General features: G+C 70.0%; 9 protein-coding genes and 1 pseudogene. 6 read left to right on the top strand and 4 right to left on the bottom strand.

The features are described from left to right. The first annotated feature begins 183 nt into the window (after positions 1 to 183). Entirely contained in the window at positions 184 to 1,563 is a 1,380-nt protein-coding gene (locus tag ACWEQL_RS00050; RefSeq protein WP_452147809.1) for a Tat pathway signal protein, read from the top strand. A gap of 72 nt (positions 1,564 to 1,635) precedes the next feature. Then, the gene (locus tag ACWEQL_RS00045; RefSeq protein WP_452147808.1) at positions 1,636 to 2,121 is read left to right on the top strand and encodes an SAM-dependent methyltransferase; all 486 of its coding nucleotides are present in this window, start codon (positions 1,636 to 1,638) and stop codon (positions 2,119 to 2,121) included. A gap of 125 nt (positions 2,122 to 2,246) precedes the next feature. On the opposite strand, the gene ACWEQL_RS00040 is transcribed toward ACWEQL_RS00045, so the two are convergent. Then, entirely contained in the window at positions 2,247 to 2,771 is a 525-nt protein-coding gene (locus tag ACWEQL_RS00040) for an ATP-binding protein (protein WP_452147807.1), read from the bottom strand. Positions 2,772 to 3,206: 435 nt separating this feature from the next. Between ACWEQL_RS00040 and ACWEQL_RS00035 the strand changes: the two genes are divergently transcribed. From ACWEQL_RS00035 to ACWEQL_RS00020, 4 genes are all read left to right on the top strand, one after another. Next, the gene (locus ACWEQL_RS00035; RefSeq protein ID WP_452147806.1) at positions 3,207 to 4,382 is read left to right on the top strand and encodes an XRE family transcriptional regulator; all 1,176 of its coding nucleotides are present in this window, start codon (positions 3,207 to 3,209) and stop codon (positions 4,380 to 4,382) included. A 33-nt stretch (positions 4,383 to 4,415) separates the two neighbouring features. Beyond that, the gene (locus tag ACWEQL_RS00030) at positions 4,416 to 5,321 is read left to right on the top strand and encodes a phosphotransferase family protein (RefSeq protein ID WP_452147805.1); all 906 of its coding nucleotides are present in this window, start codon (positions 4,416 to 4,418) and stop codon (positions 5,319 to 5,321) included. 369 nt (positions 5,322 to 5,690) lie between these two features. Continuing rightward, positions 5,691 to 7,778 carry a hypothetical protein gene (locus ACWEQL_RS00025; protein WP_452147804.1) on the top strand — a complete coding sequence of 696 codons (2,088 nt, stop codon included), beginning with the start codon at positions 5,691 to 5,693 and terminating at the stop codon, positions 7,776 to 7,778. Between the two features lie 14 nt (positions 7,779 to 7,792). Further along, on the top strand, positions 7,793 to 8,749 hold the full coding sequence (locus ACWEQL_RS00020; protein WP_452147803.1) for a hypothetical protein: 957 nt from the start codon (positions 7,793 to 7,795) through the stop codon (positions 8,747 to 8,749). Between the two features lie 574 nt (positions 8,750 to 9,323). Here ACWEQL_RS00020 and ACWEQL_RS00015 read toward each other — a convergent pair. The 3 genes and pseudogenes from ACWEQL_RS00015 to ACWEQL_RS00005 form a co-directional block, all read right to left on the bottom strand. Continuing rightward, positions 9,324 to 10,646 (bottom strand): IS4 family transposase, encoded by a 1,323-nt coding sequence (locus tag ACWEQL_RS00015; RefSeq protein WP_452147802.1) that lies wholly within the window; start codon positions 10,644 to 10,646, stop codon positions 9,324 to 9,326. Positions 10,647 to 11,617: 971 nt separating this feature from the next. Then, a complete protein-coding gene (locus tag ACWEQL_RS00010; RefSeq protein ID WP_452147801.1) occupies positions 11,618 to 12,262 on the bottom strand; it encodes a hypothetical protein in 645 nt (214 codons plus the stop codon). Between the two features lie 493 nt (positions 12,263 to 12,755). Then, positions 12,756 to 13,610, bottom strand: a pseudogene (locus ACWEQL_RS00005) (IS701 family transposase); the annotation flags it as partial. Positions 13,611 to 13,704: the final 94 nt, after the last annotated feature.

Genomic DNA, 13,704 nt, shown 5'->3' with positions numbered 1-13,704 from the left:
AAGGGCCTGACGGCGCCCCGAGCAGGTACCGTCGAATCTCGAGAAATCCGGCCCCGCCGTACGGTGACGCGGAATATCGTCATGACTGTGAGCAAACCGCCTGTCACAGCTGGTGGGAATCCCCCAGCGAGCGCGAATGCTGCTAACGCCGCTAAAGATCGTTTCGAGTACAAGGGGCGCACCGTGGCGCTGACACGCAACACACGGCTCGAGGCCGTCATCAAGGAATTGGGCTGGTCCCAGGACCGCCTGGCCGGCCACCTGCGGCGCATCGCCCACGAAGAGGGCGCCGAGGAGCTCCAGTCGGTGACCCGCTCTCACATCTCCCAGTGGCTGCGCGGAGTGAAGCCAAGCGGCCGGGCCCCGGCTATCTTGTGCCAGACGCTCGCCCGGGGACTCGGGCGACCGGTCACACCGGCGGAGATCGGCCTCACCGGTCCCGCTGAGCACACCACGGTGACAGGCTGGGACGTCGACACCGTTTCCGCACTCGTAGATCTCGGGGACAGCAGCATGATCAGCCGCCGCCAGATGCTCGGATACTCCGCGCTCGGCGTACTTCCTCCGGCCCGCTGGTGGCAGGAACGCCCGGAACAGGCCCGCCGCCGCACCCCCGTCTCGTCGCTCGTCATCACCGCGGCGCACGTCGAAAGCCTCAGGGAGGCCATGATCTTCTTCTCCTCGCGCGACCAGCGCCTCGGAGGAGGTGCCGGCCGCGCCGCCCTGCGCGCCTACCTGCACACGGACGTCGCCACCTACCTGGCCGCGCGCATCCCCACCGACCAGCTGCGCCGCGAGCTCCTCTCCGCCGCTGGTGAACTCACCTACATGGACGGTTGGATGACCTTCGACTCGGGAGCCCACGCATTGGCCCAGCACAGCTTCACTGTCGCCCTGGCGCTGGCCGCCGAAGCCGACGACCCCGCCCTGGCCGGGCACATCCTGCGCGCCCAGGCCCACCAGGCGGTCGACCTCGGCCACCCCCGCCAGGCGTTGAACTACGCCGAAGCCTCCGTCGACACCCGCCGCTACGGGCACGCCAGCGCCAGGGAACGCGCACTCCTCGGCGTCGTCCACGCGCGGGCCCTGGCCGCAGCTGGCCGCAGCCAGGAGGCCATGGCGGCGCTGACCCGCGCCGAAAAGGATCTCGACCGGGCCGATGCGACCGGCGGCCAGGACGAGCCCGGGCGAGTCGGCTTCTTCAGCCGTGCGAGCCTCGCCCACGAGACCGCCTGCACCCTGCGAGACCTGGGCGACCTCAAGACGGCTGAGGCCGAATTCGCTGACAGTGTCCGCAGCCGGCCGCTTCCTCAAACCCGCACCCGCGTCGTAACCCTCGGATACATGGGCGACGTCCAAGTCCGCCGAGGGCACGTCGATGCAGCCTGCGCCACCTGGAACCAGGCACTGGACACGATGACCGATGCAGGCATCCAGTCCGGCCGTGCCCGCGACACGGTGGTCCGGATGCGCCAGGTCCTGTCCCCGGTCCGGGCACGTGGCGGCAGCGCCGCGGCCGAGCTGGACCACCGCGCAGCAGAGTTCCTTCGCACCGTAGGCTGACCACGACCCCGCACAGAGCCCTTGGCACAAGCCCGGCCCAGCCCCGTGGGACTGGCAAGATTGGAGACCCCCGTGCAGCCGATCCTGATCACACCGATCGCGACCGTGGTCGGAGGCCACCCCCAGGTGGCCGACGATTACCAGGGCGGCGTCGAGTCGATCATCCGGCTGAACGCGGACTATCCCCTGGAGACCGTTCAGGGTCTTGATCAGTTCTCCCACGTGGTGGTCACCTGGCGTTTCCACCTCGCCTCGCCGGAGGACGTTCAGCTCCACGCCCGCAGTCCGCGTGGGGACGCTCGGTGGCCGGCTACCGGCACCTTCGTCCACCGCAATCACCGCAGGCCGAACCAGATGGCCATCTCCTACCCGCGGTTGCTGCGGGTCGACGGGCGGGACCTTCACGTCACCGATCTGGATGCCGTGGATGGAACGCCCGTGATCGACATTGCGCCGTACTTCACCGAGATGGGGCCGCGCGGTGAGGTGACGGAGCCCGCCTGGCCGGGCGAGATGCTCACGAGCTACTGGTGTGACGCTGCCGATCGGCCCAAGTAGACGATCGGTGCCCGGAACGGGAGCGGGGGCGACCGTCCGAGACGGCGCCGGGAGCAGCCGCCTGCGGGATGAGGTCATCGTTGCCCTTTGCTGAAGGCGATCATCGAAGAAGGGGACGGGCGGAGTCAGTCTGCGAGCGGCGTGGCCGTGTCGCGGCCCACGGGCGACGAGGGATCGGGCAGGGCCCAGAAGGCGCAGACCTGCTTTCCGCCGTCCGCGGTGCGAAGCACGGTCCATTCGTCGCAGTAGGCCTCTACCAACCGCAGGCCCCGTCCGTGACTCTCCGCGGGCCCTGCAGAGCGCAGCACCGGCGTGCCGGGGTGCGGGTCCGATACCCCGATCGCGAGAACACCGGGCCTGTACGCGATCCGAAGTTGGATCTTGAAATCGGTCGGCCGTTCGGGGCTGTGGCGGATCGCGTTGGTGACCAGTTCGCTGACCACCAACGGCACACACTCTGCAATGCGGGTGCTCACGCGCCAGGTCGCAAGAACCTCTGCGGCAAACGATCGAGCGCCCTGGACGTTCTGCTCGTCGGGGTCGAGTGCGAGCACTTCGGTTCGGCCTCGGCCCCCGCCAGAACGCCGATCACCGGCGCATTCGCGGCCGAGCAAGGCGCCGCCTGCTCTGGCAGAGATGATGGGTGTCACGCCGTCCTCCTTCGAGATGCCGACTGGCACGAACGCCGGAGCTGATGACCGAGAGCGGCCTGCTCCTGTTCGGGCTCGGCAAGACTCGTCGCGACGGAAGAGCGTGACAACCGGGCAAAGCCGGGCCGGACGGCAGAAGTTGGGCCGAAAGTTGTGCCGCTTCCAGGCCACGACTCACTTTCGGCAGCGAAGTCACGCCGTTTCGGAAGGAACTTCTCCGCGGCCTGCGCATCGGGTGCTGGTGACCCTCACAATGCCGGTATGACGACTGGTCACGGCCGGCAGTGCGCAGTGCGGTTGCGGCAATCGCAGGAGGTCTCCAGGGGAGGACTGCTGGCTCTCGTGGCCGCTCTGCGGCAGTGCTGCGGGGTCAGCAACCTCCACGCCCACCGACAGGCCAGAGGGTGGAGCCGCCCGCAGGCCATCAGGCACCTGGTGGATCTCGCCGAGAAGGCCGGCCAGGAGCCTTTCCGGGGCACCAAGGAACTACTGCGCGGGTGGGAGGATCTCGGTGTACGTCCCCGTGAGCACACCGTTCGCCTGCTGTGCCGGCTCTACGAATCGACGCCCAGTGGCCTTGGCCTGGCAGGCCCCACGGCGGAGGCCCGGCTGTCAGCCCCACCGGCCGGGCTGGCGCAGCGGGACCCCATGCACGACCTTGCGGAGCGTACCCGTCGTGCGATCAACCGCACCCTTGCCGACACCACGGTCAGCCCTGGCGAGCTGGACCTGCTCGATGAGCGGCTCCAGAGTGCCCGCTGCCTCTACGTCACCGCCCCGCCGGAGCAGATGATCCAGCTCCTGTTGCGAGACCTGGAGGACATCCAGGCCCTGGCCGTCGAGCGGCAGCCCGCCGCGGCGCAGTGCCGCCTGTCGGAGCTCACGGCAGTTGCCTCTACGCTGGTGGCTGACGCGATGATGAAACTCGGCCGACTGCCCGACGCCCAGCGCTGGTACGGCACCGCCCGACTGGCCGCTGACGACGCCGGCAACCCGGAGCTTCGTGCCCGGGTCCGTGTGCAGGCGGCGATGCTCCCCTACTACTACGGTCCCCTGACGGCGGCCGCACAGCTGGCCAGGGAGGCCCGGCTGCTGAGCCGAGGCCGCCCTGGCCCAACCTCGGTCTTCGCCGTCGCGGCAGAGGCCCGGGCGCTCGCCCGTCTCGGAGACCGTGACGGAGCGAAGGCGGCGATCCGCCTGGCCCATGAGCTGTTCGAGCACTGCCATCCCGGCCGGGAGAACGACGCCTGGGCTTTCCCGGAGCGGCGTCTGTGGCTCTACCTGTCCGGTGCTCTCACCGCGATCGGCGAGACCAGCCAGGCCCGGCACGCACAGCAGCAAGCCCTTGCGCTCTACCCGGAGGGGCACGGCGGCATCGACCCGGCGCTGCTGCGGCTCGAGGAGGCGATGTGCCTGGTGGCCGAGCGCAACCCGACCGATGCCCTGCAGTTGGCCGCGCACACCTACAGCGAGGTACCCGGACCGCACCGAACCGCGATCCTCGGCGCCCGGGCCCAGGACGTCATCGACATACTGCCCGAACAGCTCCAAGCGGGACGTCCTGCCAGGCAGTTCGCGCAAGCCCTTGCTCTGCCCGTCGGCCGGGCGTGACACAGGCCTGTGCCGTACGAAACCCTGGCCACCATGTCTACCACCGCAGTCTCCGCCGGCGGGTACACGGCCACACACCTCGCCTCCGTCTTCGAGCAGGTCTGCCACACGGCCGGCCTCGATCCCGACGGCGCCGTCCTGCTCCGCGGCCACACCAACGCGGTCTACCATCTGCCCGCCGACAGGGCCGTCCTCAAGATCGCCCGACTAGGCACACCGTCCGCAGCAGTCCGCCGGACGACCGCCCTGGTCACCTGGCTCACTGAGCTGGATTTTCCAACGGTCGGCCTCCACCCCGTGCCCCAGCCGGTGGAACTCGATGGCCACCTCGCCACAATCTGGACCTACCTTCCCCAGCCTCAGCACCCTGTAGCCGCCGAGCAGCTCGCGGCCCCCCTGCGGGCCCTGCACCAGCTGACCAATCCGCCGGTTCACCTACCGGCCGTGGACACGGTCGGTGCCATCCGCCGCTCTCTGGCCGCCGCCGAAGTGCTCACCAACAAGGAGCTTGACCTCCTGAGCCGCATGACCGACGGCCTCGCGGATCAGCTCGGCGACATCACCTACCTGCTCAAGCCCTCGGTCATTCAGGGCGACCCGCAGCACCGAAATGCACTGCACACCCCTGACGGCCGGGCCGTCCTGTGTGACTGGGACACCGCAGCGTTCGGCCAGCCGGAGTGGGACCTGACCACCATCGAGATCCACTGCCGCCGCTTCGGACACGGCCAGGCACACTACGAGGCATTCGCCAACCAATACGGCCTCGACATCACCGACTGGCCCGGCTATCCGGTCCTGGCCGCCCTGCGCGAACTGAGAATGATCACCACCAACGCCAAACGGGCACTCCCCGGCAGCACAACGCTCGACGAGGTCCGACGTCGCATCAGCCAGGTCGCACGCGGTGACACCAAACAGCTGTGGAGCATCCTCTGACACGGAAACTATCAAGCGTTGGGCCAAGTTCGCCCGGTCCCGGTCGGGCGTCGACTGCTTCTGGCCCGCCGGTAGGGCTGTGGCAACCACAGCTGCTGCTCCCCGAGCCTGGAGGCGGGTGGTGCGCAGGCGGCAACGTGCGGACGGCGTCGACGATGTCCGTGAACGGCGCGATGGGTTCGTGCCGCGGCGGATGGGCATGCGGGCGTCTTCGCTGATGTCTCCGGACTCAGAGGCGGATGCGTGTACCCTGAGGGTCGGCAGCCACTGCTGCCCCCGTCTGCGCACCGCGGCCCGGACCCGCTTGCGCTCCCGCGACGGAAAGAGGCGAACGCTTCGTCAGTGCGATGACCACCACGCCTGCGCGGCATGCTGGTCCGGGGCGTCGTGCCGCAGTCGGGAACTCTCATGCCCAAGAACACCACCGCCGCTCTGCGCGGCCGGTACACCGGTGAGTCGTACACCCAGGCCTTGAACTGGCTCCGCCGCAACGGTCTCTTTCAGGGCCTCGTCCCAGAGGCCGACGATCCGCAGCAGATCCGCCTGGAAGCCGCTGTACTCCTCACCCTCGCCCGGCCCGCGTCCGACCTTCTGCCCACCCCGGGCACGGTCCTCTTCGGCCTGGCCGGCACCACCCCCGGACTGGACGAGCTGCTGCTCCTGCCGGCCGCCGGACTCCACGGGCAGGTGCTGGCACGTCTGCTGCCGAGCCTGACCACCGAGGGCACCGTTGCCGGAGTGCCCGGGCTGCGGGCGTTCATCGACCGGGCCAGCCCCTACCTGTGGCTGAGGCGCCCGGGCGAGCACGCCGCCCTGGACGTGCTTCCCAGCCGCCGCGCCAGCGTGGCCGCTGCCCGGGAGGACCTCGCCGCCGCCACGCACGCCGTCCAGCAGGCGGGCCTGACCCCGCTGTGGGACCTCGACCACCAGCATCCGTCCGAGGTCGCCGCCTGGCGCGCGCTCACGGCGCAGCTGCACGGTGACGAAGCGCTGTGGAGCTGCGCGCTGCGCCGGGCCGGTCTGTTCCAGGGCGGCGCTCCTGCGTGGCGGTTGCGTCCGCCGACGCAGGAGGAGCTGAGCGGGCCTCGCTCCGACCGGTTGGCACCGCGGCCGGTGGTCCCTGACAGCGGGGAGCAGGTGCGCGGTGTTGTCGCCGTGACCGCGGGCGATGGGAAGGGAGGCAGGGGCTGCACCACCATGGTGCTCGCTCTGGCCGGGGCCCTCGCGCGCTCGGGTGTGAGGGTCGTGGTTCTCGCCGGAGACGACCCGGTGGGCGTGTTCGCCGTCCTCCGCGTGCAGCCGCCGCAGCCGGGGACGTGGACGGAGTTGCCGGGGGGAGTGCTCAGGCAGCCGATCATGCTCGGGTCCTTGACCCGGGAGATCGCAGAGCAGCAGATCACCGCCGCTCGCCGCGAGTTCGATGTTGTTGTGGTGGATGCGGGCCACGTGTTCCAGCACCGCCTTCTCACGTCGTCGGCCGACGTTGCGGTCCTGCTCGACGAGTACCGGCCCTCGATGTGGGGGCACACCGAGCAGGTGGACCTGCGGCCCGAGGAGGTCCGGTTCTTCGACTGGATGGATGCACGCGCAACCGGCTACTTCCATCGCGCGCCCACGGCGACCACCGACCGGCAGCGCCTGCTCAACGTCTTGAACGTGGAGTTCGCGTGGGACTGGGCCTACTTCGTGACCGAGGGCGACGGCAACGAAGCGCCTGAGGTCGAGGACCTGCCCTACGACCGGTCCGATGCCGAGGACGTCGAGTCCTGGTGGTCGGAGGCCTGGGAGGAGAGCACCTCCGTCAACGAGAACCTGCAGCGGGAGTTCCCCGACCCCACGGACCTGCGGGGCCGCGAACGTCAGCGGGCGTTTGTCGAGTTCCTCGCCGAGGAGGGTCTTCGACGTCACGGCGATCTGTGGACGGCCGTCGTCGACGAGTGGCTGACCCGCCCACTCGCGGAGATCCACGAGGAGCTGACCTCCCGGGCGGACAGATCCCTCGCTGGCCTGCTGGACGAGGTCGCGGACGATGCCGTGACCCGCTGGGGCTCCGGGCTGTGCCAGGACAAGCTCGCTGTCTGGGTGGCGGCCCGGGAAGCCGGGGACGACCTCGTCAGCGGCTGGTCCGACCTGATCGAGCAGCGGCATCACCCTCGGCCCGCCGAGGAGATCGCAGCCGCCCTCGCCCACGCGGTACGCACCCGGCCGGACACCAACTGTGTGCTCGCCCTCTCCGGTCCCGACGGGGCCTTCCCGCACCACAGGACTGTCGAGGTGCGAAACGCCCTGCCTGACGGGTTTGTCGACCTGGCCCTATGGCCGCGGCTTAGTGAGCTCGGCCGGCTCTTCGACTCGCCTGAGCTGATCAGCCACCGGTCGGGGCCTGCCGCGGTTGCTGCGAACAGGCTTGCCCATGTGGTCGTCCGCCAGCTGCGGCTCGCCGCACCGACCGGTTGACAGGGGTGCCAGGCATGGACGATTTCACCCCCGCCCCGAACGCCAGCTCCTCGCCCGGGACATGGCAGCCGCTCGAGGTCCTTTCCCAGCAGGACGCGGAGGAGTTCGCCCGCACTGTAACCGTCACGCGGCACGCCCAGCGGGAGTACATGGCCGCGCACACCGTCTCCGAGGTAACCGCCGTCGCCGAGGTCCGCCGGCTCCTGGAACGCTTCCTCCAGGTCGGACGCCTCGCCCGCGACGCGGGCGGGATCGTGCGGGCCCGCAGCCCCAAGGCCGACGGGGAAGTCGCGTACTCATTCCTCCTGGACCTGGCCACCAGGCACGTCCTCGGCTACAGCAGCCCGGGCCACTCCTGGTTCGACGACGCCCATGTGCCGCTCGAGGACCTCCGCCGCGACCTGGCCGACCGGCGGCGCCGCGAACAGGAACGGCAGCAGCGCCGTGCGGCGAACGAACTGGCGCAGCAGCAGCGGCGTGTGGCGCACGAGCAAAGGATGCGTGTGCAGGAACAGGAGGCTGCGGCCCGACGGGCGGCGGCCCTGCCCGTGCCGACGTGGCCGCTGCTGCCGGACGGCTACTACGACCGGCGCGGCAACCCGGCTCCCGAGCCCGTACGCCGGCGGCCGATCACCAACGAGGCCCGGATCCGCCACGTAGCCCGCCTGCCCCACGTCGTGTTCCATGCCGAAGCGCTGAACAGCCCGTACTTCCGCAACGTACCCGTGGAGCACCGGTGCGAGGCCCTGCACCGTGTCCTCGACCGTCTCATGCGCGCACCGACGAAGGGCGCCGTGGCTATCGGCCGCGACGCCATCACCCTGACCGGTAGGAAAGTCACGATGACCCTCAGCCCGGACTGCGCCACGGTGCGCACCCTCAACCCGCCCCGGCCCGGCAAGGACCAGCCCCCGACGTTTCACGCGAAGGACTGGCCCAAGGTCTCCGAACGCCCTTTCCCCTTGATCTGAAACAGAGGATCGTCGACGGGGCGGCACGATGCGTGGCGCGGGTGCCCGCGCTACGCCGGGCCCGGCCCCCGGGGACCATGGCCGCGCCGCGGCCGGACACCCGTGCATCACGCGGCCTCCTCAGGCCGTACCGGCTCGAGGGGGTCACTCACATCCCACCCGGCCCTCACCTCATCGAACGGTTGCCCGGACTCCACATCGATCACGCCCTCGGGCATCTGCCGCAGCGGCGGGCGCGGCCGCTGCCCGGCGCGCTGGCGAGGTGGCGGTTGGTCGGGCCGGGCTGGTCCCGGCCAGCCGTCCTCGAGAGGGCCTCGGCCTCCTGCTTCGGCTGCTCGGCTTGCCAGAGTAGAACGGGGCGTGCCTGTGCGGCGCCGTGCGCTATGGCGCGGGGATCAGTTCGCCGCGCGCGAGGGCCTCGCACAGGACGTCTTTGAACTCAATGCCGGGAAGATAGGGCCGTGAGCAGACTGTCAAGGGCCGAGGCAGGGGGCGACAGTGATCGTAGTCATTGCTCTCTGTAGCACCTTGTCGTTCCTGGTCTCGTTGTAGGCGAACTTGGACTGGCTGCGTTTCACGCGGCGGGGAAGGATCCGGGGACGCCGCTGCTTGGGCCCCAGAGCTCGGGGGTTGAGGGTGGCAGCGGTGATGCGTGGTGTCGCGCCGACCTCCGCGTGGAGCGCAGGTCGGCGTTGATCACGGTGTGGCGAGCGGTACGGAGTGTGACGGTCAGTGAAATCCGGTCCGGGTCGAGACCGGCCGCCGTGGCGGTCTGCGCCGCAGTGCGCCGAGCGGCCTGAAACACGATGAACAGTCCGAGCAGCTCTTGGAATACATCGCGCGGGTGATGGGAGCGCAGGACGGTTCCCGAGCCGAGCGCGGTGACCTTCAACCCGTAATAGGCAGTCTCGACCCCCCATCGCTCGTGATACAGGGCAGCCAACTCGCTTGCCGGGTAACGGTGGTGGTCCAGAAGTGTGGTCACCAGGCGCAAGCGGCTGGTGCGCGAGGTTCCCGTGGCCCGGTCGGTCACGGTGATGTCGGATTCGATGACCCGAACGGCGACACCATGGACCTGGGGAGGCATCCCGCGACGTCGGTCGCGGTCAACCCAGCGCACCAGCTGGTTGCGGCCGGTGGGCGTGGAGACCATGGACAGCCAGCTTCCGTCGTCGAGCACGTGGATGGCGGGCAGGATGCGGCCGGCGTTGATCCGCCACAGCAGATGCGCCCCCGTGCCGACGGCCTGTCGCATCAGCTCCAAGCCGTCGGAGCCGCGATCGACCAGGTGCAGCATGCCCGGTCGCAGTACCCCGCAGAGTTGCTGGGCCTGGCTCTTCTCACTGTCGGTGACAGGCCCTGTGACCACATCCACCAGAGCCCGGGTCCCGCATTCGACCAGGGCGGTGAGCCGAACCAGCAGATACGTCGATGCTCGACGGGCCTGGTAGTAGCCGAAGGACGCGGCGTTGGCCGGGCTGTCGGCCACCTCGAGGGTGGTCCCGTCCCAGGCCACCGTTCGCAGCCCGCGCCACCACGCGCCGAGGGTCTCCGCTGAGGCCGTACAGCCCTTGAGCTGGTCGAATAGCAGGGCGAGCGGTTCAGGCCCTATCCGGCGGCTGGCCTGGCGCAACGCGGCGGCGGAGGGATCGCAGACCTCCCCTGCCAGGCCCGCGACCAGCAAGGCCCACACGCCGCGGTACCCCTCGCGAGGAAAAAGCGCCATGGCCAGCACGAAGTACATCACCACCCGCGACGGCAGCTTGCGGACCCGCTTCTCCACCCGACGCGTCGCCCTCAACACCTCGTCGACCACAGCCGGTGTGATGATCTGCGTCAGCTCGCCGAGATGCCCGGCCGCGAACGCGCCTCGGCCGGATTCGGCGCAGGTGGGCACGTCAGATTGAGTGGGCAACACAGCTCCCGCAGGTAGGGCATCTTGGTCAACTCCCGTCCTACGCCAAGACCCACCGCCCTACATCAACTTCCCCCAACGGCTTGACAGCCTGCTCACGGCCCTATCTTCCCGGCATTGACTTTGAAACGACCCTGCAGGGCGTCCCGGGCTGCCGCGCTTGTTGCTAACTGGCTCAGCCTTGTGGCAGGTCCCACACAGTGATTCGGAGGTGGAGAGGGGCGCGGCCGATTGGGCTCACTGTGACGCGGAGGAAGGCAATTCGTCCTTCCCGGGTCTGGGCGCAGAATCGGGCACCTCTCGGCATCGAACCGCCGTTGTAGGTGCCGTGCTTGCGAACCTGCTCGGCGCACTGGCTCTCGTCAGGATCCGGGCCGTCACCGGGCCACGGGGCGATCGTCGGGCCGGAACTCCAGTTGGTGAGGGACGGGGTACCAGTAGTGAACCCGATGGACACGTCTGACCCAGGGCCAGGCACTCCGAAGGGCGGCGCGGAGTCCAATTCGATGTTTCCGCTGCTCCAACTACTGTCTGAGGGATCCACCACCACCTCTCCCGGCCCGAAGAGCACCCGCGCCGGCTGGGTCGGGCTGGGTTGCGCCGACCCGATGGCCGATGGCGGGGGTTGGCCGCTTGAAGCCGTCCGTGTGTTCGTCGAGGATGCTGCGGCAGCGGGAGACGCAGCAGTGGGACTGGTTCCCGGACGGCTCGCGAGCACTGTGACGAGGATGCCCGCCAGTGGGATCGCGATCCCCACCACCCACCATGCCCACTTCGGCTGGTGAGGGACGAGCGCACCGGGCGGAGCGGGCAGAGGTTGCGGCTCACCGTGCGGTCGGTCACTTCCATACTGCGAGCTCACGGATCCCCCATAATTTAGCCGCCCCTGACTGGCGATCACCCTAGCAATCCGCTGAGTGTCCGCTGCTGCCAGCCGGGCACCGTGGCGGACCTTACTGCGGGCCCGCCGCGATGCCCGCGTCGGTGGCGGCCTGCATCGTCGAGGCGAGGACGGGCAGCTCGCGCTCCAGCTCGCCCAGCACCGAGGCGGCGAGCGCGCAGACCGCGACCAGCGCGATCCGCTCGCCCATCGACAGCCCCGGCAGCCCATCGGCGACCACGCTGCCGGTGACGACGTCGGCGCTGAGGTCGTACGCCAGCTCCTCGTCCAGTTGCCCCCCGCCGCCCGGGACGACCTCCCGCCCCGCGGCCCGCTCGACGGCGTCGGCGGCCGGGTTGTCGCCCAGTTCGCCGGTGTCCGGGTGGGCGGTGCGGCTGGCTTGGACGGCGGCGTCCATCGTGTCGGCGAGGGCGGGCAGCTCGCGCGTCAGGTCGTTCAGCACCGTGCCGGGCATGGCTGCGGCGAGCGCGCAGACCGCGATCAGCGCGATCCGCTCGCCCGTCGCCAGCTGCGGCAGGGCGCCGTCGGTGCCCGCGCTGTGGGTGAGGGTGTCGGCCGCCAGGTCGTGCGCGAGTTCCTCGACGAGCCGGCCGTCGCCGCCCGGCTGGTGGCCTGCTCGATGGCGTCGGCGGCCCGCTCCAGCGTCCGGCGGTGCCGGGCCGCGAGCTCGCGCACCCACCCGGCGGGCGAGCAGCATGACGGCGGAGCGGATCTCCTCGATCGCCGTGCGCAGCTCCCCGGTCAGTCTCGTGCCTCGGCCTCGTCGGCCGGGGCGGCCGGCTCCTGGTGCGTCGCTCGCCCATACCCTGCCCGTGCCCGCACCGGCGGCCGTTCGAACTCGCGGCCGTTCCGCCCCGGTACCCGGTCAGTTTCGCTTCGCTGAAACTTCCCGTCGCAGGCCAGCCGGTGCGACTGCAACCGGCGCAGTCGCAACCGCGCAGGCGGTTCGCCGACTGCGCAGCCGCGCACCGCACCCTGCAAGCCTGGTGAGTTCCGCCCCGCAAGGCCGGTGAGTTTCGCCCCGCCAAACTCCCCGTCGCAGGTCAGAGCACATGCGGGTCTGCCCGCACTAGTAGTGCTTTGTTAGGTGGTGTCGTAGGTCTGCCATGGGAGGGGTTGTCGGCAGGTGGGGCAGTGGCCGGTCCAGGTGGCGATGAGGTGTTGGAGGAGCTCCAGGGCCTGGCCGAAGGTCAGGCCCTGGACAGGGCTTTTGGGAGGGAGCGCTGTTCGGTGAGGAAGAGGTGGGCGGCGCTGACGAGGGTGACGTGGCGGTGCCAGCCGATGAAGGAGCGGCCCTCGAAGTGGTCCAGCCCGAGGCGGGTCTTCAGCTCGCGGTAGTCGTGCTCGATCCGCCAGCGTGACTTCGCCAGCCGGACCAGGTCCTTGGCGGGGATGTCGGCGGGCAGGTTCGAGATCCAGTACTTGACCGGCTCCGCCTCGCCCTCGGGCCACTGGGCGATCAGCCAGGTGAGGGGGATCGTGCCGTCGGCGGCCGGTTTGGGACGCCGCCCGGCCAGGCGCACCCGCAGGAGCACGAAATGCGAGCTCATCGCCGCTTTCGAGCCCTTGCGCCAGGTCAGGCTCCGCCCCGCGCCGCGTCCGGCGGCCAGCACGTGCTCACACAAGGAGACGGGTCGGGTGCGGTAGCGCGGCAACGGCCGCGGCCCCAGGCCCCCGTAGGGTGGCCGGTGCGGTTCGGCGTCCTCACCGTAGGCGGTCATCTCGCCCTTGGCCTGCAGCACATAGGCCAGGAAGCGGTCCTCCAGGCCGCGGCGGAAGTCGGCGTTGGCGCCGTAGGCGGTGTCCGCGACCAGCACGGCCGGCCGCAGCCCCGTGCCCGCGAGTTCGTCGAGCATGTCCAGGGCCAAGGCCCATTTCGGCCGGTGGTGCTCGTCCTCGGGAATCCGGCAGGCTGCCCTGCGTGCGGCCGCCTCGGGTCCGTCCCAGGACTCGGGCAGGAACAGGCGCCAGGACAACGGACAGGAGGCGGTGTCGGACAGGGCGTGGACGCTGACGCCGATCTGGCAGTTGCCGACCTTGCCCAGGGCTTGTATCTGAATAACTGTCAGGTTTGATCTCCCTTGTCGGCGGACTCGGGCAGAAGGGCTTGGAGCTGCTCGAGGGTCCGGGCGGGCGATC

The sequence above is a fragment of the Kitasatospora sp. NPDC004240 genome (assembly GCF_053603215.1).
This window is presented reverse-complemented; position numbering and strand designations above follow the sequence as displayed.

Excerpts from the sequence above, each read along its gene's own strand:
- ACWEQL_RS00025 (WP_452147804.1), top strand. The coding sequence starts at position 5,691 with ATGCTGGTCCGGGGCGTCGTGCCGCAGTCGGGAACTCTCATGCCCAAG.
- ACWEQL_RS00030 (WP_452147805.1), top strand. The coding sequence starts at position 4,416 with ATGTCTACCACCGCAGTCTCCGCCGGCGGGTACACGGCCACACACCTC.
- ACWEQL_RS00010 (WP_452147801.1), bottom strand. The coding sequence starts at position 12,262 with ATGCTGCTCGCCCGCCGGGTGGGTGCGCGAGCTCGCGGCCCGGCACCG.
- ACWEQL_RS00020 (WP_452147803.1), top strand. The coding sequence starts at position 7,793 with ATGGACGATTTCACCCCCGCCCCGAACGCCAGCTCCTCGCCCGGGACA.